The organism is Pseudomonas sp. GW821-FHT07G06, from assembly GCF_058986625.1.
In genome coordinates this window covers 1-26,563 of sequence record NZ_JBYSVW010000026.1, presented here as the reverse complement: position 1 = coordinate 26,563, position 26,563 = coordinate 1, and the positions used below count along the sequence as shown (strand labels likewise).

The following is a 26,563-nucleotide window of genomic DNA, read 5'->3' as shown; positions in this document are numbered from 1 at the left end:
TATGAGGGTGTTCGGGAGGGAAAAGCGGTTATAAGGTGTTTGACTGTCCACCGGGAAGTGACAATGAACCCCTTCGAAGATATGCGTATTTTTTGCCAGGTGATGGAGTCTGGAAGCTTCACGGCGGCCGCCGATCAATTGGGGCTGTCCAAGCAGTTTGTCAGCCGTCGCTTGATGCAACTCGAAGAGCGCCTGGGCGTGCGCCTGCTCAATCGCTCGACCCGGCGACTGGATGTCACGCCGCTGGGGCAAAGCTATTACGAGTCGGCCTTGCGCCTGCTCAGCGAAGTCGAACAAGTGGAGCAGGGCATCGCCGGCCAGACCACCGAGCCACGCGGGACCATTCGCGTGAGCGCTCCGCTGTCGTTCGCACTGGCGCATCTGGGCTGCCTGTTGCCGGTGTTTTTGCAGCGCTATCGCGACGTGACGGTGGAGATGGATTTGAGCGATCGGCCTGTGGATTTGCTGGGTGAGGGATACGACCTGGCGTTGCGCATCGGCACGCTCGAGGATTCGACCTTGATTGCCCGGCGGATCGCGTCGATCCAGCGGGTGTACTGCGCAAGCCCCGCGTACCTGGCCGAGCGCGGCACGCCGCGCAAACCTGAGGAATTGCACGGTCATGACTGTCTGCCGTACGGCCATGGTCGACAAGTGCAATGGCGTTTTGCGGGGCAGGGCAAGCCGCTGACGGTCAACGTCACCGGGCGGATGCGGGTCAACAACGGCGAGGTGCTCAGGGATGCGGCTATCGCCGGCCTGGGGATCACGTATTTGCCGGCGTTCATCGTCGGCTCGGCGTTGAAGGATGGACGGCTGGTGGAGGTGCTGGAGGATTTGCGGCCGGAGCCGCTGACGTTATCGGCGGTGTATCCGCAACACCGGCAGAGCTCGCGGCCGGTGCAGGTGCTGATTGAGTTCTTGCGCGAGGCGCTGGATCGGGTTGAGGGTGGCGTGTAGGAATGCGCAGTCCCTGACTCAAACGAACCTGTGGGAGCGAGCCTGCTCGCGATGGGGGAGTGTCATCCAACATTGAAGTCGTCTGACACTCCGCCTTCGCGAGCAGGCTCGCTCCCACAGGGGTTTTGTGTTGTTTGGGGATCAGTAGGAATCAGGTCCTTTTGTCATCGCCGGGTTGGGCATGGACACCACGGTCATCGCCGGGTTCGCCATTGGCATGAACGCCACGGTCATCGCCGGGTTCGCCATTGGCATGAACGCCACGGTCATCGCCGGGTTCGCCATTGGCATGGACGCCACGGTCATCGCCGGGTTCGCCATTGGCATGGACGCCACGGTCATCGCCGGGCTCGCCATTGGCATGAACGCCATGGTCATCGCCGGGTTCATCATGGGTGCCGCTGCGTCCTGAAGACGAGGCCGTTCCGGAGTGGCTCGAACCGCTGTTGGCACTGCCATGGCCGCTGTTGCTGCCATGGTCGCCGCTATGGCCGCTGCCGCTGTTGCCACCACTGCCGCTTCCGCCGTGACTGCCGCCACCGCTGCCACCGCTGCCACCGCTGCCTCCATTGCCGCCGCCGCCGTGACTGCCGCCACCACCACCTCCATTGCCGCCACCACCACCTCCATTACCGCCACCACCGCCTCCATTGCCACCACCCCCACCGCCACCGCCACCGCCCCCATCCTTGGCCTGAGCACTGGATACCCCGGACAGGTTGTCCGGAATCAGTACGGTAGACGCCGACAGAACCGCGCCAATAGCTACTGCCAGTAAAAGCTTATTGATGTGCATGTCGTTCTCCGTCTTCTTGTTTGAGCCTGGAACGTTGATGAAGCTTGCAACGTGCTGCTTTTTTCCCATGGGAACCTGTTGAACACCTCGGCGGGCTGATTTATTCAGTTGGGTGGTTGAAGAAATGCAACGGACAGCGCGGCCCTTTTCCAAAGGTCAGTGAATACTCGAGGCCAGTTCGAAGATCGGGATGTACATCAGGATCACGATCACCCCGATCAACAGGCCGATGAAGGTCATGAGCAAGGGTTCGAACAGCCGTACGAACCATTCGATCCAGCGGCTGATTTCTTCGTCGTAGAAATCGGCGCTGCGCTCCATCATCTGCCCGAGGTTGCCGGACTGTTCACCGGCGCGCAGCAAGCGCAGGGACACGGGGGTCACCAGTTGGTTGAGCTCCAGCGCGGTGGACAACGATTGCCCTTCGCGCACCCGTTCGCAGGCCTGGTCCAGCCGGCTGCGGGAGGCGACGGTGAGCAGGTTGCGGACCATGCCCATGGCGGTGACGAGGGGAATGCCGCCTTGCAGCAGAATGCCCAGGGAGCGGTAGAAGCGTGCCAGCTCATACATGAAGATGCGTTGGTGCACCGCGGGGAGTTTTTCGATCACGCGGTCCAGCCCCCGTCGAAACGCCGGTTGGCGCTGCAGCAGGACGAGGGCGACGATGATGGCCAGCAAGCCACCGAAGAATTCGCCCTGGTGGGCGTGAAGGAACATGCCGCTGCTCATCAGGATCTGCGACAACCACGGCAGGTTCGACCCCAGCCCTTCGAACACCAGGCTGAAGCGCGGCACGACGTAGCCCATCAGGAACAACACCACGCCGCCGCCCACGACCAGCAACAGCATGGGGTAGATCGACGCGCTGATGATCTTCTGGCGAACCTCGTCCATGCGCTGTCGATAGCTGACATATCGGCCCAGGGCATCGCCGACGGCGCCGGTCTTCTCGCTGGACTGCACCAGCGCCACGTACAAAGGCGGGAAAACGGCCGCCAACTGGCCCAGGGCCTGGGAAAACGATTTACCCTCGTACAGCAGGCGCACCAGCTCGCTCAGGGTTTTGCGGGCTTGTGGCGCGTTTTCCTTTTCCGCCAGGCTTTCCAGCGCATCGATCAACGGCAGGCCGGCGTTGAGCAAGGTGGTCAGCTCCTGGCTGAACAACACCAGGTTGAACGTCTCGCGCCGGTGCAGGCGCAACGCGCGCCAATGCCGCTCGGCGTGCAGGCTGACCACCCGCAGGCCCTGGTCTTCGGCGATGCGCCTGGCTTCGCTTTGCCCCGGCGCATCGACGGTCATTGAGACGACACCGGCCTTGCCGACGGCCTTGAGGTGAAAGCGCATGGTCGCCATGTCCGTCAGTTCCAGTTGGTGACTTCGGCGTTCTCGCCTTCGCCGCCGGGTTGCCCGTCCTTGCCCATGGACAACAGGTCGTACTCGCTGTTTTCACCGGGATAGCGATAGCTGTAGCTGCGGCCCCAAGGGTCTTGGGGGAGTTTTTTCTGCAGGTAGGGGCCGGTCCAGCGCGGTTCGTCGCTGGGCGCGGTGACCAGCGCCTGCAATCCCTGTTCGGTCGAGGGGTAATGGCCGACCTCCAGGCGGTAAAGGTCCAGGGCTTTGCTCAAGCCTTCTATTTGTGCCTTGGCCACTTTCACTTCGGAACGGCCCAGCTGGGCGAAATACTTCGGCGCCACGATGCCGGCCAACAGCCCCAGCACCACCAGCACCACCAACAGTTCGAGCAGGGTGAACCCGTTTTGGGTTCGCCGGGCATAACGCAGATGCTGATTCATGATGACCTCGCACGGTAGGCAGCAGTGTTGCTCTCTAGTTGCATGCAATTGCCATGCTCATGCAGGGTGATCCTTCTGCACCCCCCGTACTACGGGCCTTCTCACTTACGGCACAGTGCTTGCGTATGGCTGTTGCACGACTGGCCATTGGGGCATTACCCCCATTTTTCGGGGCCGGGAAGGGGAGGACTGACAATGAAATCACTCACCACCGGGTTGCTGGGTCTGCTGGTATTGGCCGGCGCCGCACAGGCCGATGTGTTTGTTTCCGTGGACGCCAAAGGCAGCTACGTCCTGTCCAATGTCCACCGCCCCGGACGCCACTATGAACGGGTGATCCGTGAACCCGATGCGCCGGTCGTCAGCCTCGACCAGCAACCGCAGATGATCGCCGCGCAACCCTACGCCGAACTGGTGGCGGCGGCGGCCACGGCCAACGAACTGCCGGCGGCCCTGCTGCACGCAGTGATCAAGACCGAGTCGAGCTACAACGCCCGCGCTACCTCACCCAAGGGCGCTCGCGGACTGATGCAGTTGATGCCCGACACCGCCCGCGAAATGGGCGTGACCAACGTCTACGACCCCAAGGCCAACATCCAGGGCGGCGCCCGCTATCTCAAGCGCCTGATGACGATGTTCGACAACGATATCCGCCTCGCCGTGGCGGCCTACAACGCCGGCCCGCAAGCGGTGCTCAGCCGCGGCAACGTGGTCCCGCCGTTCGCCGAAACCCAGCGATATGTGCCCAACGTGCTGAACCAGTATCGGCGTTTGCAGGGGTTGTCCGCGGATGCGCCGCTGTGATCGAAACCCCGGGGGCGATTTCCCCAATAGTGGGGAATGGTGGCCCCAGTCGGAAAGTGGGGGATTGGGTGGGGAATATCCCCCCCGGATTATCAAGTAGTAGTTATAACTCGCTGAATAATAACGTTATTTTTTGTGGCATGCGGATTGCTCTCGTCGATTTGTCGTGAAGTTTTCCCTGCAAACCCGTAACGAGGCCCGAGACCATGGTCGGTATATCCCCCGCCCCGTCCCTGATTCATTTGCTGTTGTTGGTGACTTCGATGTTCGGCATCGAGATTGCCAGCGCAGCTGCACGTTGCGAGCGCAACCTGGTGGCCAACGTCGTGGCGTTCGATCAGCCGCTGATGTTCAACCGCCTGGGGGCGCAAAACGTCAACGGCATGATGTTCGCCCTGCGTCGCGATGTGGTCGATGACCATGACATTTCCCTCGCCCAAGGGGGCGCCGCAGTGCCGGGCAAGGTCTCCCTGCGGCCCGACAAGCGTCCGCGTCCGCTGGTGTTGCGCGTGGCTGCCGGCGATTGCCTGACCATCAATCTGCAGAACCTGCTGGCCTATCAAGCCAATCCGGGCAGTCATGATGCGTTTGAGCAGGAGGGCGAGGAAGAGGAGGAGGGCGGCCAGACCGGCAACGCCGAAGATTTCAAGGCCGATGAGCAGGTGGCCGACCGTCATGTCGGTTTCCAGGTCAACGGCCTGCAGGCCGTCAACAGCATCGATGACATCGCCTCCTATACCGGGCGCAACGCCAACAGCCTCGTCACCCCCGGCAGCAGCCGTTCCTACACCTTGTACGCCGAACGCGAAGGCGCGTTCGATGTCAGCAGCCGTGGCGCGACCTTCGGTGGTGAGGGCGCTGCGGGCAACAACGCCAACGGGCTGTTCGCCCAGGTCGTGGTCGTGCCCAAGGGTGGTCGCACTTACCGCAACACCCTGACCGAAGAAGAAATGCGCCTGGCCAGCACCGGACGTACGCCGGCCGGCCAGCCAATCGTCGATTACCAGGCGCGCTACCCGCAGCGCGAGCCGTGGATTCGCGAAGGCAAGGCCGGTGCGCCGATCATCAATATGGTGGACGGCAGTGAGATCATTTCCGGCGAAAGCGACGCGATCGTGATGGGCAGCAACGCCGACGGCAGCTTCCCGCCCTCGACCTATCCGCTGGAAGCCATGGGCAAGCGCAATCCGGCGCTGCCGAACCGGCTGGAGCCGTTCCGCGATTTCGCTTCGCAGTTCCAGGATGAAACCGCCGTCACCCAAGCTTTCCCGGCGTACTTTGCAGACCCGGTGATGGGCCATGTGCTGGAGCCGACCCGCGACTCGTTCATGATCAACTACGGCTCCGGCGGCATGGGCGCCGAAGTGGTCGCCAACCGCCTGGGCGTGGGGCCGATGCACGATTGCCTGTCCTGCGCCTATGAAGAGTTTTTCCTCAGCTCCCACACCGTGGGCGACGTGGCGATGCTGGTGGACGTACCGGCCAACGCCGGCCTGGAAAACATTCGCCCGGGCGAGGTGCCGCGTGCCGATCAGGTCGGGGTCAAGGCGACCATGGCGCTCTATCCGTCGGAGCCGTCCAACGTCAATCACAGCTACATCGGTGACTTCGTCAAGTTCCGCAACACCCACAACGGCTACGAACACCACATCTTCCACCTGCACGGGCATCAATGGCTGTACAACCCGAACGATGACAACACCGATTACCTGGACGCCCAGGGCATCGGCCCGGGCTCCGGCTACACCTATGAAATCGCCAACGGTGGTTCGGGTAACCGTAACCGCGTAGCGGGCGATGCCATCTACCACTGCCACTTCTACCCGCACTTCGCCCAGGGCATGTGGGCCATGTGGCGGGTGCACGATGTGTTCGAAGAAGGCACCCGGCTCGAAGTGTCCCAGCAGGGTGCAGACGGCTTCCACAAACAACCCTATGCGCTGCGCAACGGCAAGCCGGCGGCCGGTGCGCGGGCCTTGCCCGATGGCGAAATCATCGCCGGTACGCCGATCCCGGCGGTGGTGCCGCTGCCCGGCAAAGCCATGGCTCCGATGCCGGGCAAGGTTGTCGTGGTGCCGAAAATCGGCCAGACCCTGATAGCCGCGGGCGACGACGATGATGACGGCGGCAATGGCGGTGTCAGAGCCATCGGTTCGCTGGCGCTGGTCGATCGCAGCGAAGCCAACCGCAATGCCGACGGCAGCCTGAAAAATCCCGGTTTCCCCTTCTGGATCGGCGGCATGGAAAGTTCGGTCGGCCAACGCCCGCCAACCCCGCCGCTGGACATGCTCGACGCGGCCAAGGCCCAGGCCCTGAAAACCAGCGGCAACGGCCTGTGGGCCAACCTCGACCCGAACCAGTCCGGTGGCTGGGACGGTGGCCTGGGGCGGCATGCGCTGGACGGCGTGTCTGCCGGTGGCGAGGCGCACACGGTGACCACCTCGCTGGATTTCTCCAAGGAAGTGAAGCGGGCCAAACCGATCTATCTGCCGGAAGAAGGGACCGAAGTCGAACAGGCGGCCATGGCCTTCCACGCCAAAAAGGACCACCCCAGCTTTGCCGTGCTGCCGGGCAATCAGGTGGTTGCGCGCAACTTCCGTACCAATGGCGCCTTGCCGATTGCCGGTGCGCCGTTCTACGAGCCCTGCATGGATGATCGGGCCAAACGCCTGACCAGCAGTGCCGGCAGCGGTGAATACCATAGCGGCGAGCGCATCGACGGCATGTCCTTCACCGGCTCCTCGACCTTCACCGCCGACCGCCCGCGCATCTACAAGGCAGCCAACATCCAGTTCGACGCGGTGTACAACAAGGTCGGCTACCACTTCCCGCAGGCGCGCATCCTGGCGCTGTGGGAAGACGCCTGGCCGGTGATCACCAAGCAGCGTCCGCCGGAACCGCTGGTGATGCGCATGAACACCTTCGACTGCGTGCAGTACCAGCAAACCAACCTGGTGCCGGCCACCTATGAGATGGACGACTATCAGGTGCGCACCCCGACCGATGTGATCGGCCAGCACATTCACTTGCCGAAGTGGGACCTGACGTCCGCCGATGGTTCATCCAACGGCTGGAACTACGAGGACGGCGTGCTTTCCCCGGGTGCCGTGGTGGAGCGCATCCAAGCCATCCGCGCGTTCAACCAGTGCCAGGGCACCGACCCCCGTGATGGCACGCCGGCCTGCCCGGTGGCCAAGGCGCATCCGTTCTTTGGTCAATATGGCCGGGCGGACTGGATGGGCGCGCGCACGGCGATGCAGCGCTGGTTCATCGATCCGGTGATCAACACCAAGGGGGTCGACCGTGGCCTGGGGACCATTTTCACCCACGACCACCTCGGCCCGTCGACTCACCAGCAGATCGGCCTGTACGCCACCGTGCTGGCCGAACCCGCCGGTTCCACCTGGTTCCACGCCGAAACGGGCGAGCCGTTGTACAGCGGCGCGCGCTCGGACGGCGGGCCGACTTCATGGCAGGCGGTGATATCGACCGGTGACCTGGACAACGACGGCAAGAACGACAGCTTCCGTGAGTTCTTCCTGGAGTACAGCGACTTCCAGCACGCCTACGAAGCCGGTGTGTACGTCGGCGCCGGCCCCAATGGCGTGCCCAATCCCCAGGCGTTCCCGGCGACGGCCGACAGCTTCCGCTATGCGATCAACCCGCCCGTGCGCAACAACGCCGGCAACCTGCTCGAGTCGGTGGTCGAGGCCCGCGGCGGCATCAAGCCTGGCTGCCCGAGCCGGCCATGTCCGCAAGCGATCTCGGTGGATGACCCCGGCATGTTCGTGGTCAATTACCGCAACGAACCCTTGGGCCTGCGGGTGTTCGACCCGAACAAGGTCGGCCCGGACGGCAAGCGCGGCATGCAGGCCGACGGCCTCGGCGGCGACCTGTCGTTTGCCATGCAAAGCCGTACCGACCGTGCGATCCCTGCAATGAACCTGGCGCCGAACCTGGTGACTTCGGCCACCGGTCCGACCGGCGGCACTACGCTGTTCCCGCCGCACATCAACCGTGGCGGTGCGGAACCGGGCGACCCGTTCACACCGATGCTGCGCACCTACACCGGCGACAACGTGCGGTTGCGGGTGCATGCCGGCGGCCATGAAGAAGAGCACAACGTCACCCTGCACGGTGTGAAGTGGCTGCAAAGCGGCACCGGCTATGGCAACAGCTCCAACTCGGGCTGGCGCGCTTCGCAAATGGTCGGGATTTCCGAGCAGATGGGTTTCATTGCGCCGCTGTCGATGCTCTCCAGTTCTTCGGCGACCACGGGTGATTACCTGTACTCGATGGACGCCTCGATCGAAGGCTACTGGAACGGCATCTGGGGCGTGATGCGCAACTACACCGCGCAACGCAACGATCTGTTCGCGCTGCCGAACAACCCGAAACCGGCGGGCATGCGCAACACCGTGGCGTTTGACGGCACCTGTCCACGGATCAGCGCCAACCCGAACGGCATCGGTACCAGGCCAACCGTGCAGCGCAACTACGAGGTCGTGGCGGCGCTGGCCAACGACATCCTGAGCAATCCGCTGGGGTTGTCGATCGGCGACCCCGAGGGGCTCGGCCAGCATGTCGGCGGGCCGCTGAACCCGGCGGGCGGCACCCTGGTGTTCAACTCGCGGACCGTGAGCATTCCCCGGGTGACGGTGACCGATCCCGAGGACGGCGAAACCATCACCATCGGTGGCCAGAGCGGGCCGATCCATGACCCGACCGCGGTCCTGTACGTGCGCAAGGCCGACCTCGACCCGAGCACCGGCAAGCTCAAGCCGGGCGTGCCTGTCGAACCGCTGGTGCTGCGCGCAGCGGCCGGGGATTGCATCAATATCACCCTGGAGAACCGTCTGCCGAGCGTAATGCCTGACCTGGCCCAGACCGCCATCCTGCAGGGGCTGGTCAAGCGTGACCGCAATGACGGCGACGGCTCGACCACCTTCAACACCAACCTGCTGCGGCCCTCCAGCCATGTCGGCCTGCATGCGCAGTTGCTGGCCTACGACATCACCAAATCCGACGGTGCCAACGTTGGCGCCAACCCGATCCAGACCGTGCCACCGCGGGTCGGCAACAGCGGTGCCTACCCGACCCGTACCTACCAGTACTACGCCGGGCACCTGGAGCGTGAAGGCAAACCGGTGACCCAACTGGGCCGCAACGTCGACAACATCAACGCCACGGCGGTGGAGTTCGGCGGCCTGAATTTCACCCCGGCGGATGTGATCAAGCAGCCGCAAAAAGGCCTTGGCGGTGCGATGAGTGTGCTGCCGGCCGGCGCCACCTGGGTTGAGGACGCCAAGCGGGCATCGGCCACGGTCACGGCGACGGGGCAGGCGGTCTACCGTGACTTCGCGATGGTCTGGCAGCGTGCCTTGAACCTGCGCTGGGCGAGTGGACGGCCGGTGGAAGGCATCGCCTCGGAAGGCATGGGCGTGCCGAACGATCCGAAGGACAACGCCGGCATGGCCATCAACTACAAGACCGAGCCCCTGTGGTATCGCTTCGGCCTCGCTCCGGATGCACCGTTCGGCCGCGCGGACGGCTCTGGCTACGGTGACGTGCCCAATGCCCACATGGCCTACAGCAACGCGTTGGTGGGCGGCGATCCACAGACGCCGGTGTTCTACGTGAAACCCGGGCAGCCGTTCCGCACCCATGTGCTGATGCCGACCGGCGGCAGTCGCGGCTCGACCTTCCAGCTCGACGGTCACCTCTGGTCGGTCAACCCGTACCTGTCGGAGAAGAGCGATGTCGACGGCTATCCGATGTGGACCCCCGGCGTCGGTTCGGTGCGGTTCGGCCTGAACCCGATGTCGATGTACATCGGCGCCCGCGAAAGCGTGCTGCCGGCCGCCCACTTCAGCGCCATGCACCCGAGCGCCGGTGGCAGCAATGCGATTGCCGGGGATTACCTGTTCCGTGACAACGCGTCCTTCGGCAACACCGCCGGTCTGTGGGGCTTGCTGCGGGTCACGAATGAGCCGGCGCCGACAACGGCACCGACACCGTAGGAAAGGGGTTGTAAAGCACCCCCCTGTGGGAGCGAGCCTGCTCGCGAAGGCATCACCTCGGTTTTGTGTGGTGCGGCGAATGACGCCATCGCGAGCAGGCTCGCTCCCACCAGGGGGCATGCAAGGCAGACACAGATCTGTGTATGCGGGTTACGAATGAACCGGCGCCGGCAACGGCACCGTAGGAAAGGGGTTGTAAAGCACCACCCCTGTGGGAGCGAGCCTGCTCGCGAAGGCATCACCTCGGTTGTGTGTGGTGCGGCGAATGACGCCATCGCGAGCAGGCTCGTTCCCACAGGGGGCATGCAAGGCAGACACAGATCTGTATAGAGGAATAGTGCTATGGACAGGACCATCAAAATCGTTGGCAGTGCGCTGATCGTCGGCATGGCGCTGATCGGGATCGGCGTGTGGCGAACCGCGCCTGCGAACATGCTCAGCGAGGTCGCCTTGCCCGACACCTGGAGCGACTGGACGCTGGAGCGTGACGGGATTTCGGTGGTCCTTGATGTCAAGCCGCTAGCCGAGGACGGCGTATTGCGTGAAGGCGGTTTCGCCGACGTGCAATTTCGCGTGACGGACAAAGCCTCGGGTCAACCCTTGTCCGGCGTCGCGCCGGGCGCCTGGCTCGACCCGCAAGCGGTCGCCGCCGACCAGGCCCAGGGCCGCGACAGGAGCTGCAAGTCGCGGGTCGGCACCTTCCTCAAGTCGAACATCGGCGCACGCCCCTTGCTCGATCTCAACAGCTACTTCCTGTTGGTGATGAACCGCGACGCCAGCGTCTCGGTGATCGATCCGTCGGTGTCTGTCGGCGGCATCACCAGCACCCTGGCGCGGATTGAACTGAAACAGCCACCGATGGACTGGGTGACGCCCAAAGACAACAAACGGGTGTTTGTCTCGATGCCCGCCGCCGGCGAGGTGGCGGTGATCGACAGTCAAGAGTTCAAACTGATCGACTCGGTGGCTGCCGGCAGCCATCCGGTGCGCGTGGCGCTGCAACCGGACGAACGCCTGCTGTGGGTCGGCAACAACGCCAAGGCCGACGGGCAATCCGGGGTCACGGTGATTGACGCCGCCAGCCTCAAACCCCTCAAGCACCTGGCCACCGGGGCCGGGCACCACGAAATCGCTTTCAGCAAGGACAGCCGTTTTGCCTTTGTCACCAACCGCGACGACGGCACGGTGAGCATCGTCGACATCGCCAGCCTGAGCATCAGCAAACAACTCAAGACCGGTTCGCACCCGTTGTCGGTGATGTATTCGCCGTTGTCCGGTGCCGCCTATGTGGCCGATGGCAAGGATGGCACGGTGACCGTCGTCGACGGCAACAGCCAATCGGTGCGCCGGGTGATCAGGCTCAAGCAGGGCCTGGGGCCGATGGGCTTCAGCGCCGACGGTCGTTTTGGCATCGTGCTCAACACCCTGGAGAACCAGGCCGCGGTGATCGACACCGCCAACGACGCGTTGATCCATGAACTGAACGTCTCCGCCGAGCCCTGGCAAGTGGTGTTCACCAAGGCCTATGCCTACGTGCGCGGGCTGGCTACGCCGAAGGTCACGATGATCAACCTGGCCTCCCTCGGCGAGGGCCGCACGCCGATCACCCAGGGGTTCGAGGCCGGACCCCAGGCACCGCGGATGGCCGGTGACCTGCCACTGGCGTCAAGCCTGGCGGTATCGCGGGACGACAACGCGGTGTTCGTGGTCAACCCGGTGGACAACACCACCTACTTCTACGCCGAAGGCATGAACGCGCCGATGTCCGGCTACCCCAATCGCGGACAAGTGGCGCGGGCAGCACTGGTCATTGACCGCAGCCTGCGGGAAATCGCGCCGGGACTGTACAGCTCGCGGGTCAAGCTACCGGCGGCGGGGCGTTTCGACGTGGCGTTCCTGCTCAACCAGCCGAACATCATCCACTGCTTCAGCACCCTGGTGGAGGAGGACAAGCGGCTCGACCCGCACCGCGGGGTGCCGAAAGTGGAGTTCATGCTCGACAAGTCCACCGCTGACCTGGGCAGCCCGTACCGGGTGCGCTTTCGCATCGTCGAGGGCAAGCAGAAGACGCAGCGCAGCGGGGTCCGGGATGTCCAGGTGCGCTACTTCCGCGCCCCGACCTCGCGACCACAGGAGGTCGCCGCGCTGGAAGTCGCCGACGGTGTCTATGAAGCCCCGGTGACCCTCGACCAGGACGGAGCCTGGTACCTGCACGTGCGGGCGGCGTCCCTGGGCTCGAGTTTCGATGACAAGACCTTCGCCAGCGTCCGGGTCATACCCGGCGATACCCACTAAGAGGAACCTGACATGAACCGATTCGCACATCGCGGCTTGCTGACGTTCTGCCTGTTGGTCACCGGTATCGGCCAGGCGCTGGCTCATTCGACGGACGAGCACGCCGGGCACGACATGGCCGCCAGGAAGGCCGGCCAGGAGACCGCCCGGATCAGGATTGCCGACGTGGCCTTGCTGGACCAGAACGGCAAGGTCGTCAGCCTGGAAAAAGACCTGGTGAGCGACAAGATCGTGGTCATGGGTTTCATCTACACCAGCTGCACCACGGTCTGCCCGGTGGTGTCCTCGATCATGGGCAAGGTGCAGAAACGGCTGGGTGCGCGGGTCGGCACCGAGGTGCAACTGGTGTCGATCAGCATCGACCCGCAGCGTGACGATCCCCAACGCCTGAACGACTATGCCCGCACCTTCCAGCAGGGGCCGGGCTGGAGCTGGCTGACCGGTTCGCCGCAGTCGGTCGACGCCACCCTCAAGGGCCTGGGTGCCTACAGCGGTGACTTCAAGAACCACTCACCGCTGATTCTGGTGGGCGACGGCAACAACCGCTTCTGGACCCGCTATTACGGTTTCACCGACCCGACGGAACTGGCCCGGGCCGTCGAGAAGCTCAGTGGTGAACGCAACACCCACGCCAAGCACACTGCCATTGCCATGGAGCAACAGCCATGAGAGCCATCGACTGGTTCGCCCTGGGCATCTGCTACTGCATTTTCAGTTCAGTGGCGCTTGCCCACGAAGGGCATGAGCAGCCCGCGCCTGCGGTGGCCACCGCGCAACCGTCCAGCGGCACCCACGACGCGAAGACCTGGTTCACCGACACGCCGTTGCAGGACCAGAACGGCAACACGCTGCGCTTCTACAGCGACACATTGAAGGACCGTGTGGTGCTGCTCAATGTGATTTTCACCAGTTGCGACGATGCTTGCCCGTTGATCACCCGCAAGCTCAAGGAAGTGCGTGAAGTGCTCGGCGACAAGGCCGACGGCATCACCTTTATCTCCCTTACCAGTGATCCGCTGCGGGACACCCCGGCGGTACTCAAGGCTTACACCTTGAAACAGGGCGTCGATGGGCCCCACTGGTTTTTTCTTACCGGCGACAAGGCGCAAATGGACCTTGTATTGGGGCGCATCGGTCAGATCGTGCCGACCCCCGAGCAGCACTCCACCCAGTTGATCGTCGGTGACGTGGCGAACAAGCGCTGGAGCAAAATCCGTCCCGATGCCCCGGCGGCCGCCATTGCCCAGCGCCTGCAGCTGCTGGCAATGCCCGTGGCCGGACGCTAGCCATGGCCATCAATACTGCCCTCGTCCTTGGCCTGTTGCTCTTCGGCGGTCTTACGCTCAGCGTCCAGGCGCTGCCGCTGAGCCTCAGTGAAAGTGCCGGCAAGCGCCTGTACCGCGAAGGTGTATCGGCCAGCGGCGAGCCGATCATGGCCCGGGTCGGTGCATCGAACATGGTGCTGCCGGCCACCAGCCTGCCGTGCGCCAACTGTCATGGCGAAGACGGCCTCGGGCGCCCGGAAGGCGGGGTGCGTCCCCCGGACCTGAGTTGGTCGCGGCTGGCCAGCAGCCATGGCCAGCAGCACATCAACGGCCGCAGTTACCCGGCCTACAGCGACAGCGCCCTGGCGCGGGCGGTGCAGGAGGGGCGCGACCCCGGCAACAACCGGCTCGATCCGTCGATGCCACGGTTCGTGTTGTCGATGAACGATCAACGCAACCTCACGGCGTACCTCAAGCGCCTGGCCGAAGACCGGGATCCGGGCCTGACCCCCGACAGTCTGCACCTGGGCACGTTGCTGCCGGGCACCGGGCCATTGAGCGAGGAGAGCGTCACGGTGGCGGCGGTGCTCAGGGGCTGCGTGACGCGTATCAACGAGGCCGGGGGCATTCACGGCCGGCAGTTGCGCCTGACCATCCTCGACCCCGGTACCGATCGCACCAGTGCCGAAAAGGCGCTGGACCGGCTGATCGATGAAGAGCAGGTGTTCGCCCTGATCGCCCCGCTGGCGCCGGCCTTGGACGTGGACCTCGCCATGCGCCTGGAACGGGCCGGCATTCCCCTGATCGGACCGCTGTCCTTGCAGGGTACGCCCCACGCCAGCCCGCAGATATTCGAACCATTGCCGGGGCTTCGCGAGCAATTGATCGCCCTGGCCGATTACGCCAGTGCCAGCCTGCGGGTGCTGCAGGGGCCGACGCTGATCGCCTATCCGGACGAATCCGGCCAACGGCGGGCGGCGCAGGAGCTCAGCCAGTACTTGCAGGGGCACGCCTGGCAAAAGGTGCGCCTGCAAGCCTACGACCCGAGTGGGGAAGACTTGCCCCTGGGCTCGCGCTCGGTGTTTTACCTGGGCACCAGCAGCGGCTTCAGCCGACTGGCCGAGCGCCTGCAAACGGCGGGGCAGGTGCCTTACCTGTTCGCCACCTCGAACCAGGTGGCGGGCAATCTGACGCAGGTGCCCAGCGGATTTTCCCGACGGGTGTTCCTGGCCTATCCGTTCGTGCCCAGCGACTGGACCCTGGCCGGGCGCCTGGCCCTGACTCAGTTGCGCGAACACCAGGGCCTCGGTGGCCAGCACGCGATACTGCAAGTGGGCGCGTTCAGTTCGATGATGCTGCTCAGCGAAGGCATGAAGCAGGCCGGGCGGGATGCCAGTCGCGAAAAGCTGGTCAGTGCCCTGGAAGGCCTGCATGACTTCGATACCGGGCTGACGCCCCTGATGAGCTTTGGTCCTGGCCGACGCCTGGGCTTGAGCGGTGCCCATATCGTCACGGTGGATCTGCCGGACCAGCGATTCTATCTGGTCGCCCCCTATAAACCTGTCGCTGCCACGCCCTGACCGGAGGCTGATCATGAAACTCAACGCTTTGCTGGTCCTGCTGACGTTATGGGTGCCCGTGGCGTGGTGCAGCAATGGTCCGGCCGCGGCGCGGGTCAACGGCGAGGAGATTTCCCAACTGCGCCTGGAGCGCTACTTCGCCGAATACCTGGAAGACCAGGGCCGGGCGGTAGGCAACATCCGCAATCCGAAAGCCTACAAGCAACTGCGCAAGGCCGCGCTGGATGCCTTGATCGACCGCGAATTGCTGTGGCAGGAAGCCGTCAAGCGCGGCGTGGTGATCAGTGATGCCGTGGTCAAGGACCAGATCGATCAGACCCGTCAGGCCATGGGCGGAGCCGAGGTGTTTGCCAGGCGTCTGGAAGATGCCGGTTTCGACGAGGCGGGTTACACCGAATACACCCGCCGTGAACTGGCGGCCCGGCAAGTGTTCAATGACCTCATCCAGGCCGCCGGGCCGGACGAAAAACAGGTCCGGGCGTTCTACGAAGAACACCGTGGCGAGCTGAGCCGGCCCGAAGAAGTGCGGGCCCGGCATATCCTGGTCAAGGTAGCGCCCGGTGCGGATGCTTCCACTGTCGAGGCCGCGCGACTACGCTTGATGGCGATAAGAGCGTCCATCGTTGCCGGGGCCGATTTCGCCAGCGTTGCCCGCACCGGGTCCGAAGACGCGTCGGCCAGCGAAGGGGGCGACCTGGGCTACTTTCCCCGTGGACGGATGCTGCCGGAGTTCGAGGCTGCCGCGTTTGCCCTGGCACCGGGGGCCCTCAGCGAACCCGTGCGCACGTCGGTGGGCTGGCATCTGATTTATTCAGAGAACCACATGGAGGCGATCCATGTCCCAGAAGAACAAGGACTTGAGATGGTTCGGGCTTACCTTGCCCGGCAGCAACAGGTTCAGGCGCGCTTGCAGGCGTTGGCGCAATTGCGTTCGCGCAATCGGATCGAGCGGATTGATGATGACTAGGGTGTTCCCCAACAGTGGGGGAAAAACGTCAATGCCCATCCGATCGCTTTCCCCGTTTTTGGGGGATGGGATTGCTGTACGAAAAGGCATTGTTTTTAAATTCAAGGACATGAAGGCCTAAATTTACCGGCGCTCAGTCTGGCATGAAGTGTGCGTTAGTCCTCTCAGGGCACGCGCTCCGCCAGGTTCAAAACCCGGACCTGCGGTTTCAAGGAGTCGACCTTGTTGAACAAAGTACTGGTTGTTGATGACGAACAGCTGCTGGCGGAAAACCTCCAGGGTTACCTGCAGGCGCAAGCGCTGGAAGTCCGGATTGCTCACGACGGGGCACATGGAATCGCCGAAGCAGGCGATTTCGAGCCCGATGTGATGGTGTTCGATTACCGCTTGCCCGATATGGAAGGCTTTCAGGTGCTCGATGCCGTCCGCCAGAACAGGAAGTGCCATTTTGTGCTGATCACAGGGCATCCAACCGCAGAAGTTTGCGAGCGGGCCCGGCTACTGGGAGTCAGCCATATCCTGTTCAAACCCTTTCCGTTGGCGGAATTGGCCCGTGCAGTGAATGATCTTCTGGACAGGCGGCGCGAGCCCAGGCCGGGTGTGAGCACTTCCGAAGGATTCGTCGAACGACGCCAGAGCAGGACCGAGAGTTTCCCGCTGCAGTTGTACGACGGTAGTTGGGTGCTTGCAGATCGCCGAAAAAATACATCGGCCTCCAAGGCGCCAGACGACGAACAATTGCTCACCGGGGAGTAGTGGCGCGACAAGACGTTCCGGCCTGTGCCGAAATGACTCGCCGCGCCGACAGGGCTCAAAGCCCCGGGCGTTGGAGAGCATGCCATGGACCGTCTATCCCTTGCCGTAGAACCGGCGCAAGTGGAAGGTGTACCGACTCGTTTCACCAGTGAACAACTGGCCCAGGCCCGCGCCCTGGCCACCAGTTCCGGCGAACGGATGCTTGATACCCTAGGGGAGTTGAGTGAACTGGCTCCCATGCCTTTCATCCAGTGCCTGGGTGCAACCCTGCACTATCCGGTGCTCGACACCGACAGCCTGTTCAGTGCCACCCCGGTGTTCGACCGGGTGACCCTGGCCCAATGCCTCAAGCGTGAATTCATCCTGCTGCGTCACGACGACGCGGTCATCGGCGTGTTCGCCGACCCCTTCGACAGTGCACGCCTGGCCTGGATCGATGAATGCCTGCACGGCGCGCCGCTGTACCTGGTGCATGCCGACGACCTGAAGGCCTACCTGGCGCGTCACGAAGAAAGTTTCCACGCGGTGGAATCGCTCAACGCCCATGCCGAGGGCGGAGCCGAGATCGACACCCTGCAAAGCCTGTCCCTGACCAGCATCAGCGAAGACGCCAGCGTGGTGGTCAAGCTGGTCAACTCGACGCTGTACGACGCGCTGAAAATGCACGCCAGCGACATCCACCTCGGCACCACCGGCAGCGGCCTGGTGATCAAGTACCGGATCGACGGTGTGCTCAACAACATCAGCAAGATCCAGGGCAGCGAGTTCGCCGAGCAAGTGATTTCCCGGGTCAAGGTCATGGCTGAACTGGACATCGGCGAAAAACGCGTGCCCCAGGACGGTCGTTTCAAGATCGGCATCAGCGGCCGGCAGATCGACTTCCGGGTGTCGATCATGCCGAGCATCTTCGGCGAAGACGCGGTGCTGCGGGTGCTCGACAAGCAGGACCTCGCCGATAAAGTCTGTGGCGTGCAACTGCAGGCCCTGGGCTTTGAAGAAGATACCCTGCGCCAGTTGCGCCGGCTGGCCGCCGAACCCTACGGCATGGTGCTGGTGACCGGGCCTACCGGTAGCGGCAAGACCACCACCCTGTACGCGATGATCACCGAGATCAACCACGGCGTGGACAAGATCATCACCATTGAAGACCCGGTGGAATATCAACTGCCGGGCGTACTGCAAATCCCCGTCAACGAGAAAAAGGGCCTGACCTTCGCCCGGGGCCTGCGCTCGATCCTGCGTCATGACCCGGACAAGATCATGGTCGGTGAAATCCGCGACCCGGACACCGCACAGATCGCCGTGCAATCGGCGCTCACCGGTCACCTGGTGTTCACCACCATCCACGCCAACAACGTGTTCGACGTGATCGGCCGGTTTACCCAGATGGAAATCGATCCCTACAGCCTGGTCTCGGCACTCAATGCCGTCCTGGCCCAGCGATTGATCCGCCTGGTCTGCACCAGTTGCAGCACCCCTTACAGCCCGACGGAAGAAGAGCTGGAGGTCTCGGGACTCGATCCGCAAAAAGTCGCTCACTACACGTTCGTCCACGGCAAGGGTTGCGGGCATTGCCGGGGCACCGGGTATCGCGGGCGCAGTGCGATTGCCGAGCTGCTGCACCTGGATGACGAACTGCGGCAAATGATCGTCGAGCGCCAGCCCATCTCGAAAATCAAGGCCCATGCCTGCAAACGTGGCTTGCGCCTGTTGCGCGAGTCGGCGCTGGAGATGGTGGAACAAGGCCGGACCACTCTCGAGGAGATCAATCGTGTCACTTTTATCTCGTGAGCAATTTGTCGCCGTGCTCGGCGCCAGCGGTGTAGGCCTGGGGCATCGGCAAGGCAGTGCAACCCACTGGCTGGGCAGCGTCGGCTACATCGACGAAGGTTTCCAGGCCTGGGCGGTGGCCCTCGACACCCTCGACCGTTTGCTGGCCGAGCACGCGGTTGCCAGGGCGGAACTGACGGTGGTGATCTCCGGACACTTCAGCCGCTATTGCCTGGTGCCCTGGAGTGATCAGATCAGCAGCCCGGCCGAATTGCTCGGCTTCGCCCAACTGTGTTTCGAAGACCTCTACGGTGCACCGACGCAACCCTGGAGCCTGGTGCTGTCGGCCGAGCCTGCCGGTTATGACCGCATCGCTACCGCGCTGCCCCAGGACTTGCTCGAGCGCCTGCGCACCCTGGTCAGCGCACGTGGCTTGCGCCTGCGTTCGGTGCAGCCGTACCTGATGGCGGCGTTCAACCATTTCGATAAAAGCCTTGATGCCGAGGACTTCCTGTTCGTGGTCGCCGAACCGGTACGCAGCGTGTTGCTGTTGGCCCGGGAAGGGCGCTGGACTTCGGTGCGTTCGGTGGGCAGCAGCGACAGTGATGCGGCCCTGACGGCGCTGATCGGCCGTGAGAACCAGTTGCAGGCATCCACCAGTGAACGGCCGTTGACGGTCTACCTGCATGCGCCGGCGCGCATCGACTCGCACCCTGATGTGCCCGGTGTGCATCTGCGCACCCTCGAAGAAGACCGGACAGCCGTACGCGATTGCCTGTACGTCATGTCTCGGGCGGTGGCCTGACATGCGCCCCCTGATGCTCGACTTCCAGCCGCGCCGCCGTGCAGGTCCTCTGGGCTGGAGCCTGCTGGCCGGTGGCGTGGTGCTGACACTGACTTGCGCGCTGGTGCAGCAGCACCTGAGCAACGCGGCCGAACAACAGCAGGGCCACCTGCAAACCACCCAGCGGGTGCTCACCGGCGACAACGGCAGCAAGCCCGGCCTGACCCCGGCGGAAACTCGCGAGCAGGCGCAGAACCTGGCCGAAATGCGCAAGGTCTCCCAGCAGTTGCGCCGCCCTTGGGAGCGTCTGTTCGCCACGCTGGAAGCCATGCCGCGGGACAACATTGCCCTGCTGACCCTGACCCCGGACGCCCGCAAAGGCCAGGTCCGGATCAGCGCCGAGGCGATGGACCTGGACGCCATGCTCGATTTCCACCGCCGCCTCGAAGCCAGCGACGAGCTGTCCGACGTGTCGCTGTTGAGCCACGAAATTGTCGCCAACGTGCCGGAACACCCGGTGCAGTTCAACCTGTCGGCTACCTGGGAGATCGGCGATGCAAATCCATAAATTGATCGTCCACGAATACCTGCAAGGCCTGGGGGTTCCGGGGCTGGCAGGGTTGGCCATGCTGGTGCTGGCGCTGAGCTATGGCCTGGTCGGATTGCTGCCGGACTGGCAGTCGCTGCAAAACCTCAGCCAGCAGACCCGCGAAGCCACCGAGTACCTGGCCAAGGTCGAAGACGGTACCGTGGCTGCACCGGTGGTGCCGCAGCGCCAGCTCGACGACTTCCGCAGCAAGTTGCCGTCCCAGCCCCAGGCCACCGTGGCCATCGACAAGATCTACGCCCTGGCCGCCCAGGAGCGCATCACCTTGTCCCGGGGTGAATACTCCCTGGGCGTGGACCCCAAGACGCACCTGGCCCGTTATCAGATTCTGCTGCCGGTACGTGGCAGCTATCCGCAACTGCGGCGTTTCCTGCATGCCTTGCTCGGCCAGTTGCCGGCGGTGGTGCTGGAAGATGTGGAGCTTCAGCGCAAGAAGATCGCCGATACCGACCTGACCGGGCGGATCCGCATGACCCTTTACCTGTCGAGGTCATGATGAATACCAAACGAGTGGTGGGTTGGGTGGCGTTCTTCGGTGTAGCGGCCGCGCTCGCCTGGTTCCCCGAATACTTCAAGCAGGCTGACGACAGCGACCCTGCGGTGGCCGCCGTGGCCACGTCAGCCAAAGGCAAGGCCCCGGGCGCAGCGGCGGCTGCATCGAGCGCCGCGGCGGTCGTGCCGATCAAGGACCTGAGCCCTGCAGGCGACCTGTTCGCCGCCCGTAGCTGGAAACCGGCGCCGGTCCTCGGCACCGTCATTGAACAACCGGTAGTCGTGACACCAGAGGTGCAGGTCCCCACTGCACCGCCGTTGCCTTTCCAGTTTGTCGGCAGGCTGGATGACCGTTCCGATCTGCAGGTGTTCTTGCAGAGCGGCGAAAAAATATACGTCGTACGCAAAGGGGATGTCATCGACGAAACCTGGCGGATCGAGCGCATTTCCAAAGAGGAGCTGAGCCTGGTCTACCTGCCTCTGCATTTAGCTCAGACTCTGTCTGTGGGGAGTACGGAATGAACAAATCCCGTTTGCTGATGAGCCTTTGTCTCTGCGCAGGGCTGGCTGCATGCAGTTCGGCGCAGGTCGCCAAGGAAGAAGCTTCCGCCCTGATGGAATCCGGCCAGTACGAAGCCGGCCTGGCTCGCATCGAACAGGGGTTGCGCGAGAACCCTCGCGATACCGATCTGCACATAGCACTCAACAGCGGTCGGGCCCGCGCCGTGACGGCACTGCTGACCCAGGCCGATATGGACCGCGCCCAGCGTAATTTCGCCGGGGCCCGCATGGGCTACAGCCGGGTCCTGGGCATCGAGCCGAACAACCGTCGTGCCCAGGACTCCCTGCGTCAACTCGACTACCTGCGCAGCATGGACGAGAAACTCGAAATGGCCCGTGGCGACCTGCGTCGCGGTGACATCTACGGTGCCGACCGCCAGGTCAAGCAGATTCTCGAACTGGACCCGCAGAACGAGGGAGCCCGGGAACTGCAAGACAGCATCCGCCTGGTGCAGAGCCGCAACGTGGTGCAGTACCCGCAGCTGCGTACACGCCTGGACCGGCCGGTGACCCTGGAGTTTCGCGACGCCAACCTGAAGACCATTTTCGAAGTGCTGTCCCAGGTCGCGGGCCTGAACTTCATCTTCGACAAGGACCTGCGCCCGGACATGAAAGCCACGATCTTCGTACGTGATGTGCGCATCGAAGACGCCGTGGAGCTGCTGCTGCAACAGAACCAGTTGCACCAGAAAGTGGTGAATGAAAACACCTTGCTGATTTACCCGGACTCGCCGCAGAAGCTCAAGGATTACCAGGAACTGGTGATGCGCACCTTCTACCTGACCAGCATCGATGCCAACACCGCGCTGAACATGATCAAGACCATGCTCAAGACCCGCGACGTGTTCGTCGATGAACGCCTCAATACCCTGACCATGCGCGACACCGGCGACGCCATCCGCATGGCGGAAAAACTCCTGCAATCGCAGGACCAGTCCAACCCCGAAGTGGTGCTGGAAGTGGAAGTGATGGAAGTGGCCCGCCAGCGCATTCTCGACCTCGGCCTGCAATGGCCCAACACCTTCGGTGTGATCAACAGCGACGGCTCGCCAGTGTCCATCCTTGACCAGCTCAAAGGCATCGACTCCAGCCGAATCTCCATCAACCCGGCGCCCCAGGCCAAGATCAACGCCCAGGACAAGGACATCAACACCCTGGCCAGCCCGGTGATCCGGGTGAGCAACCGCGAACAGGCACGCATCCACATCGGTCAGCGCGTGCCGATCATCAGCGCCACCTCGGTGCCTTCGACCCAGGGCCCGGTGATCACCGAAAGCGTGACCTACCTCGACGTCGGTCTTAAGCTTGAAGTGCAGCCCATCGTGCACCTGAACAACGAAGTGGCGATCAAGATCGCGCTGGAAGTCAGTAACGCCACGCCGCTGTCGCCGACCGCCCAGGGCACCATTCCCGTCCAGGTCGATACCCGCAACGCCCAGACCACCTTGCGTCTGCATGATGGCGAAACCCAGATCCTCGCCGGTCTGGTGCGCAACGACCATGGCAGCAGCGGTAACAAGATCCCTGGCCTTGGCGACATTCCTGGCCTGGGCCGCCTGTTCGGCAGTAACAAGGACGATGTCAGCAAGTCCGAACTGGTGCTGTCGATCACCCCGCGGATCGTGCGCAACCTGCCGTACCAGAGCCCGTCGGACATGGAATTCCCGACCGGCACCGAAACCAGCATGCACATCCAGGCGCCTGACCGTTCGATGAACACGACGGTCCAGACCGGCCCCATGAGCGCACCGATCGCCACCACCGTTACCGTCGGGAAGCCTTGATCATGAACGCCTCGCAACGCGGTTTTACCCTGATCGAAGTCGTGGTGACGCTGGCCTTGGTCGGCCTGTTGGCCGGCATGGCCGCACCGCTGACCGAGACGGTGGTGCGCCGGGGCAAAGAGCAGGAACTGCGGACCGCGCTGTACCAGATCCGCGATGGCATCGACGCCTACAAGCGTGCCTTCGACGCCGGTTACATCGAGAAGTCGCTCGACAGCAACGGCTACCCGCCGAACCTGAAAGTGCTGGTCGACGGTGTACGTGACGTGCGCAGCGCCAAGGGGGCCAAGTTCTACTTCCTGCGGCGCATCCCCCGTGATCCGCTGGCCACCGTCAAGCGTGACGACGAGGGCGGCTGGGGGCTGCGTGCCTATGACAGTTCGGCTGAGAACCCGCGGCAGGGCCAGGACGTCTTTGACGTTTACTCCAAGGCCCGGGGCAAGGGTCTCAACGGCATCGCCTATCGGGAGTGGTGAGCATATGCGTCGGCAAAAGGGGTTTACCTTGTTGGAACTGATGGTGGTCATGGCAATCATCGCGACCCTGATGACGATCGCCTTGCCACGTTATTTCACCAGTCTGGAGGCCTCGAAAGAGACCACCCTGCGTCAGAGCCTGTCGTCCATGCGCGAGGCGCTGGATCATTACTACGGCGACACCGGGCGTTATCCCGACTCCATCGAACAGCTGGTCGAACTGCGCTACCTGCGTAACCAGCCGCTGGACCCGATTGCCGAGCGCAAGGACACCTGGGTCATGGTCGCGCCACCGGATGGCGTGGCGGGCGGGGTGGCCGATATCAAGAGTGGCGCCAGCGGGAGGGCTCGTGATGGCAGCCTTTACTCCGAGTGGTAAGCCTTCGGGCCAGGACGGCTTCACCTACCTGGGTGTGCTGTTTCTGATCGTCGTGATGGGCATGGGCCTGGCCAGTGCCGGTGAGTTGTGGGCCACCGCTTCACGCCGGGACCGGGAAAACCAGTTGCTCTGGGTCGGTACGCAGTATGCCCAGGCGCTGCGCAGCTATTACCGCAGTTCACCCGGCGTCGCCATGTACCCGAAAGAACTCGCGGACCTGTTGCAGGACGAGCGCTTCCCGTCGGCCAGGCACCATATCCGCCAGTTGTACCCGGAGCCGATGACGGGGGGCGAATGGGAGCTGATACGCGGTATCGACGGACGGATCAGCGGTGTGTACTGCCCTTCCACGGAGAAGCCACTCAAGCAGGTGAACTTTCCCAGCCAGTGGTCGGACTTCAACGGCATGGCCAGCTACAAGGACTGGCAGTTCGTGGCCGAGAAAGCCTTCCTCGATGACACCAGCGGGCAGCCGAAAGCACAGTCCACCGCACCTGAGGCATTGCAGCCTTGATCCGGCACGGGCTCGCGGCAGTGGTCCTGACGCTGGTGGCGAGCTTCGCCTCGGCGCAAGACGACGAGATGCTGGGATTCATCGTCGACGACACGATTTCGCACATCGGCCATGACTTTTATTACTCGTTCAGTGAACGCCTGCGTGCCACCAGCCCGATGGATTTCAACCTGGTGGTGCGCGAAAGACCTTCGGCGCGCTGGGGCAGCCTGGTGACCGTGGAGTTTCAGCAGCGACTGGTTTATCGGCGCTTCCTGCCGCCGAACACAGTGGAGTTGAAAGACGAGGCCTATGAGGCTGCCGACCAGGTTCGCATGGAGATCGTGCGGCGCAAGCTGGAAGCCTTGTTGCAGGACACCACCGACCTTGAGAGGGACGAACTATGAAGGAAACAGATTTCGGCAAGCGTACGGGACTGTGGTTGCTCGGCCTCTGGTTTGCCGGGGCGGGAAGTGCAGGCCTGGTCCATGCCACAGAGCTGGTCTACACACCCATCAACCCGGCGTTCGGCGGCAACCCGTTGAACGGCACCTGGCTGCTCAACAACGCCCAGGCGCAGAACGACTACGACGATCCCGATCTGAACAACCGTACCGCTGTAGCCGGCACTTCGGCGCTGGAACGGTTTACCAGTCAGTTGCAATCGCGGTTGCTGGGGCAACTGCTGGACAACATCTCGACGGGCAACACCGGGAGCCTGTCGACTGACGCCTTTATCGTCGACGTCATCGACGACTCGGGGGCATTGACGATCAACGTGACCGACCGGGCAACCGGTGAAGTGTCGGAAATCCAGGTAAACGGCATCACCACCACCCCTTGATGGGGATATGGGCCGATGGGGAGTTACGGATATGAAAAGAATAATGGTGCTAGGGATGCTGTTGGCGGTGCTTTCCGGCTGCGGTCTGCGTGAACCGATGTCCGCTGAACAGGACACGGAAACGCCGACCCTGACCCCCAGGGCCTCGACCTATTACGACTTGTTGAACTTGCCACGCCCCAAGGGCAAGTTGATGGCCGTGGTGTACGGTTTCCGCGACCAGACCGGGCAATACAAGCCAACCCCGGCCAGCTCGTTTTCCACCAGCGTGACCCAGGGCGCGGCGAGCATGCTGATGGACGCGTTGCAGGCCAGTGGCTGGTTCGTGGTACTGGAGCGTGAAGGGCTGCAAAACCTGTTGACCGAGCGCAAGATCATCCGCGCCTCGCAAAAGAAACCCAATACACCGGTGAACATCCTGGGTGAGCTGCCGCCGCTGCAGGCGGCAAACATGATGCTCGAAGGCGGGATCATCGCCTACGACACCAACGTGCGCAGTGGCGGGGAAGGGGCACGCTACCTGGGTATCGACATTTCCCGTGAGTACCGCGTGGATCAGGTCACGGTGAACCTGCGGGCGGTGGACGTGCGCAGCGGGCAGGTGCTGGCCAACGTGATGACCAGCAAGACCATCTATTCGGTTGGTCGCAGTGCCGGGGTGTTCAAGTTCATCGAGTTCAAGAAGCTGCTTGAGGCCGAGGTCGGCTATACCACCAACGAGCCGGCGCAGTTGTGTGTGTTGTCGGCGATCGAGTCGGCGGTGGGGCATTTGCTGGCCCAGGGGATCGAGCGACGGTTGTGGCAGGTGGCGGGGGACAATTCCCAGCCTGCGCAGAATGAGACGCTGGAGCGGTATCTGACGCAGAACAAGTAGGAGCTGCCGAAGGCTGCGATCTTTTGACCTTGGCGGCCTTTGAGCCGACCAGGTTCTTGGGTGATTGAGTACATATCCGTTTTTTAGGTAACGGCGGCTTATGGTTTCGCCCTTACGGCGAGTCACTTTTAACAAGCGCCTTAAAAGTAACCAAAAGCGCTCGCCCCTTACGTACGGCCCCTCGCCTAGGCTCGGGGTTCCTTCGCTCCGGCATTCATCCGGGGGCATTGCCCTCCGGTCGGCTTCGCTTCGACCTACATGCA

24 protein-coding genes are annotated in these 26,563 nt (G+C 63.3%); 21 read left to right on the top strand and 3 right to left on the bottom strand.

The genetic code is table 11. The features are described 5' to 3' along the window. Nucleotides 1–63 precede the first annotated feature (63 nt). Entirely contained in the window at nt 64–960 is an 897-nt protein-coding gene (locus AC3WJW_RS28465) for a LysR family transcriptional regulator (RefSeq protein WP_493728319.1), read from the top strand. Between the two features lie 151 nt (nt 961–1,111). Here AC3WJW_RS28465 and AC3WJW_RS28460 read toward each other — a convergent pair whose 3' ends face one another. The 3 genes from AC3WJW_RS28460 to gspG form a co-directional block, all read right to left on the bottom strand. Then, complete coding sequence (locus AC3WJW_RS28460) at nt 1,112–1,756, bottom strand: hypothetical protein (protein WP_493728318.1); 645 nt, start codon at nt 1,754–1,756, stop codon at nt 1,112–1,114. Between the two features lie 156 nt (nt 1,757–1,912). Continuing rightward, entirely contained in the window at nt 1,913–3,100 is a 1,188-nt protein-coding gene (locus tag AC3WJW_RS28455) for a type II secretion system F family protein (protein WP_493728338.1), read from the bottom strand. Nucleotides 3,101–3,114: 14 nt separating this feature from the next. After that, nucleotides 3,115–3,549, bottom strand: coding sequence for a type II secretion system major pseudopilin GspG (gene gspG, locus AC3WJW_RS28450; RefSeq protein WP_493728317.1), 435 nt, complete (start codon nt 3,547–3,549; stop codon nt 3,115–3,117). A gap of 195 nt (nt 3,550–3,744) precedes the next feature. Here gspG and AC3WJW_RS28445 point away from each other — a divergent pair, with 195 nt between their 5' ends. From AC3WJW_RS28445 to AC3WJW_RS28350, 20 genes are all read left to right on the top strand, one after another. Next, nucleotides 3,745–4,353 (top strand): lytic transglycosylase domain-containing protein, encoded by a 609-nt coding sequence (locus AC3WJW_RS28445; protein WP_493728316.1) that lies wholly within the window; start codon nt 3,745–3,747, stop codon nt 4,351–4,353. Nucleotides 4,354–4,559: 206 nt separating this feature from the next. Next, on the top strand, nt 4,560–10,373 hold the full coding sequence (gene mnxG, locus AC3WJW_RS28440; protein WP_493728315.1) for a manganese-oxidizing multicopper oxidase MnxG: 5,814 nt from the start codon (nt 4,560–4,562) through the stop codon (nt 10,371–10,373). Nucleotides 10,374–10,715: 342 nt separating this feature from the next. Beyond that, on the top strand, nt 10,716–12,668 hold the full coding sequence (locus tag AC3WJW_RS28435; protein WP_493728314.1) for a YncE family protein: 1,953 nt from the start codon (nt 10,716–10,718) through the stop codon (nt 12,666–12,668). Between the two features lie 12 nt (nt 12,669–12,680). Continuing rightward, a complete protein-coding gene (locus AC3WJW_RS28430; protein WP_493728313.1) occupies nt 12,681–13,337 on the top strand; it encodes an SCO family protein in 657 nt (218 codons plus the stop codon). Next, nucleotides 13,334–13,954 (top strand): SCO family protein, encoded by a 621-nt coding sequence (locus tag AC3WJW_RS28425; protein ID WP_493728312.1) that lies wholly within the window; start codon nt 13,334–13,336, stop codon nt 13,952–13,954. The genes AC3WJW_RS28430 and AC3WJW_RS28425 overlap by 4 nt, the downstream gene beginning before the upstream one ends. Nucleotides 13,955–13,962: 8 nt before the next feature. Continuing rightward, nucleotides 13,963–15,513: a cytochrome c/ABC transporter substrate-binding protein gene (locus AC3WJW_RS28420; protein ID WP_493728337.1), complete on the top strand. Its 1,551-nt coding sequence runs from the start codon at nt 13,963–13,965 to the stop codon at nt 15,511–15,513. Between the two features lie 13 nt (nt 15,514–15,526). Beyond that, nucleotides 15,527–16,480, top strand: coding sequence for a peptidylprolyl isomerase (locus AC3WJW_RS28415; protein ID WP_493728311.1), 954 nt, complete (start codon nt 15,527–15,529; stop codon nt 16,478–16,480). A 222-nt stretch (nt 16,481–16,702) separates the two neighbouring features. After that, nucleotides 16,703–17,236: a response regulator gene (locus tag AC3WJW_RS28410; protein ID WP_493728310.1), complete on the top strand. Its 534-nt coding sequence runs from the start codon at nt 16,703–16,705 to the stop codon at nt 17,234–17,236. Nucleotides 17,237–17,320: 84 nt separating this feature from the next. Beyond that, the gene (locus AC3WJW_RS28405; protein ID WP_493728309.1) at nt 17,321–19,027 is read left to right on the top strand and encodes a GspE/PulE family protein; all 1,707 of its coding nucleotides are present in this window, start codon (nt 17,321–17,323) and stop codon (nt 19,025–19,027) included. Further along, the gene (locus AC3WJW_RS28400; RefSeq protein ID WP_493728308.1) at nt 19,008–19,811 is read left to right on the top strand and encodes a hypothetical protein; all 804 of its coding nucleotides are present in this window, start codon (nt 19,008–19,010) and stop codon (nt 19,809–19,811) included. Before AC3WJW_RS28405 ends, AC3WJW_RS28400 begins: the two co-directional genes overlap by 20 nt. Before the next feature lies 1 nt (nt 19,812). Next, nucleotides 19,813–20,358 (top strand): PilN domain-containing protein, encoded by a 546-nt coding sequence (locus tag AC3WJW_RS28395; RefSeq protein ID WP_493728307.1) that lies wholly within the window; start codon nt 19,813–19,815, stop codon nt 20,356–20,358. Continuing rightward, on the top strand, nt 20,345–20,893 hold the full coding sequence (locus AC3WJW_RS28390; protein ID WP_493728306.1) for a pilus assembly protein PilO: 549 nt from the start codon (nt 20,345–20,347) through the stop codon (nt 20,891–20,893). Before AC3WJW_RS28395 ends, AC3WJW_RS28390 begins: the two co-directional genes overlap by 14 nt. After that, the gene (locus AC3WJW_RS28385) at nt 20,893–21,411 is read left to right on the top strand and encodes a hypothetical protein (protein ID WP_493728305.1); all 519 of its coding nucleotides are present in this window, start codon (nt 20,893–20,895) and stop codon (nt 21,409–21,411) included. The genes AC3WJW_RS28390 and AC3WJW_RS28385 overlap by 1 nt, the downstream gene beginning before the upstream one ends. Next, entirely contained in the window at nt 21,408–23,234 is a 1,827-nt protein-coding gene (locus AC3WJW_RS28380) for a secretin GspD/PilQ domain-containing protein (protein WP_493728304.1), read from the top strand. The genes AC3WJW_RS28385 and AC3WJW_RS28380 overlap by 4 nt, the downstream gene beginning before the upstream one ends. A gap of 2 nt (nt 23,235–23,236) precedes the next feature. Continuing rightward, entirely contained in the window at nt 23,237–23,710 is a 474-nt protein-coding gene (locus AC3WJW_RS28375; RefSeq protein ID WP_493728303.1) for a type II secretion system protein, read from the top strand. A 4-nt stretch (nt 23,711–23,714) separates the two neighbouring features. After that, nucleotides 23,715–24,089 carry a type II secretion system protein gene (locus tag AC3WJW_RS28370; RefSeq protein ID WP_103397868.1) on the top strand — a complete coding sequence of 125 codons (375 nt, stop codon included), beginning with the start codon at nt 23,715–23,717 and terminating at the stop codon, nt 24,087–24,089. Continuing rightward, the gene (locus tag AC3WJW_RS28365) at nt 24,064–24,603 is read left to right on the top strand and encodes a type II secretion system protein (RefSeq protein WP_493728302.1); all 540 of its coding nucleotides are present in this window, start codon (nt 24,064–24,066) and stop codon (nt 24,601–24,603) included. The genes AC3WJW_RS28370 and AC3WJW_RS28365 overlap by 26 nt, the downstream gene beginning before the upstream one ends. Continuing rightward, nucleotides 24,603–24,989 carry a curli production assembly/transport protein CsgE gene (gene csgE, locus AC3WJW_RS28360; protein WP_493728336.1) on the top strand — a complete coding sequence of 129 codons (387 nt, stop codon included), beginning with the start codon at nt 24,603–24,605 and terminating at the stop codon, nt 24,987–24,989. The genes AC3WJW_RS28365 and csgE overlap by 1 nt, the downstream gene beginning before the upstream one ends. Further along, a complete protein-coding gene (locus AC3WJW_RS28355; RefSeq protein WP_493728301.1) occupies nt 24,986–25,426 on the top strand; it encodes a curli assembly protein CsgF in 441 nt (146 codons plus the stop codon). The genes csgE and AC3WJW_RS28355 overlap by 4 nt, the downstream gene beginning before the upstream one ends. Before the next feature lie 31 nt (nt 25,427–25,457). After that, nucleotides 25,458–26,300, top strand: coding sequence for a CsgG/HfaB family protein (locus AC3WJW_RS28350; protein WP_102702436.1), 843 nt, complete (start codon nt 25,458–25,460; stop codon nt 26,298–26,300). Nucleotides 26,301–26,563 lie beyond the last annotated feature (263 nt).

Bases quoted from the DNA above. Each gene is read 5' to 3' on its own strand.
- AC3WJW_RS28465 (WP_493728319.1), top strand. From the start codon at position 64: ATGAACCCCTTCGAAGATATGCGTATTTTTTGCCAGGTGATGGAGTCT.
- AC3WJW_RS28460 (WP_493728318.1), bottom strand. From the start codon at position 1,756: ATGCACATCAATAAGCTTTTACTGGCAGTAGCTATTGGCGCGGTTCTG.
- AC3WJW_RS28455 (WP_493728338.1), bottom strand. From the start codon at position 3,100: ATGCGCTTTCACCTCAAGGCCGTCGGCAAGGCCGGTGTCGTCTCAATG.
- gspG (WP_493728317.1), bottom strand. From the start codon at position 3,549: ATGAATCAGCATCTGCGTTATGCCCGGCGAACCCAAAACGGGTTCACC.
- AC3WJW_RS28445 (WP_493728316.1), top strand. From the start codon at position 3,745: ATGAAATCACTCACCACCGGGTTGCTGGGTCTGCTGGTATTGGCCGGC.
- mnxG (WP_493728315.1), top strand. From the start codon at position 4,560: ATGGTCGGTATATCCCCCGCCCCGTCCCTGATTCATTTGCTGTTGTTG.
- AC3WJW_RS28435 (WP_493728314.1), top strand. From the start codon at position 10,716: ATGGACAGGACCATCAAAATCGTTGGCAGTGCGCTGATCGTCGGCATG.
- AC3WJW_RS28430 (WP_493728313.1), top strand. From the start codon at position 12,681: ATGAACCGATTCGCACATCGCGGCTTGCTGACGTTCTGCCTGTTGGTC.
- AC3WJW_RS28425 (WP_493728312.1), top strand. From the start codon at position 13,334: ATGAGAGCCATCGACTGGTTCGCCCTGGGCATCTGCTACTGCATTTTC.
- AC3WJW_RS28415 (WP_493728311.1), top strand. From the start codon at position 15,527: ATGAAACTCAACGCTTTGCTGGTCCTGCTGACGTTATGGGTGCCCGTG.
- AC3WJW_RS28405 (WP_493728309.1), top strand. From the start codon at position 17,321: ATGGACCGTCTATCCCTTGCCGTAGAACCGGCGCAAGTGGAAGGTGTA.
- AC3WJW_RS28395 (WP_493728307.1), top strand. From the start codon at position 19,813: ATGCGCCCCCTGATGCTCGACTTCCAGCCGCGCCGCCGTGCAGGTCCT.
- AC3WJW_RS28390 (WP_493728306.1), top strand. From the start codon at position 20,345: ATGCAAATCCATAAATTGATCGTCCACGAATACCTGCAAGGCCTGGGG.
- AC3WJW_RS28385 (WP_493728305.1), top strand. From the start codon at position 20,893: ATGAATACCAAACGAGTGGTGGGTTGGGTGGCGTTCTTCGGTGTAGCG.
- AC3WJW_RS28380 (WP_493728304.1), top strand. From the start codon at position 21,408: ATGAACAAATCCCGTTTGCTGATGAGCCTTTGTCTCTGCGCAGGGCTG.
- AC3WJW_RS28375 (WP_493728303.1), top strand. From the start codon at position 23,237: ATGAACGCCTCGCAACGCGGTTTTACCCTGATCGAAGTCGTGGTGACG.
- AC3WJW_RS28370 (WP_103397868.1), top strand. From the start codon at position 23,715: ATGCGTCGGCAAAAGGGGTTTACCTTGTTGGAACTGATGGTGGTCATG.
- AC3WJW_RS28365 (WP_493728302.1), top strand. From the start codon at position 24,064: ATGGCAGCCTTTACTCCGAGTGGTAAGCCTTCGGGCCAGGACGGCTTC.
- AC3WJW_RS28355 (WP_493728301.1), top strand. From the start codon at position 24,986: ATGAAGGAAACAGATTTCGGCAAGCGTACGGGACTGTGGTTGCTCGGC.
- AC3WJW_RS28350 (WP_102702436.1), top strand. From the start codon at position 25,458: ATGAAAAGAATAATGGTGCTAGGGATGCTGTTGGCGGTGCTTTCCGGC.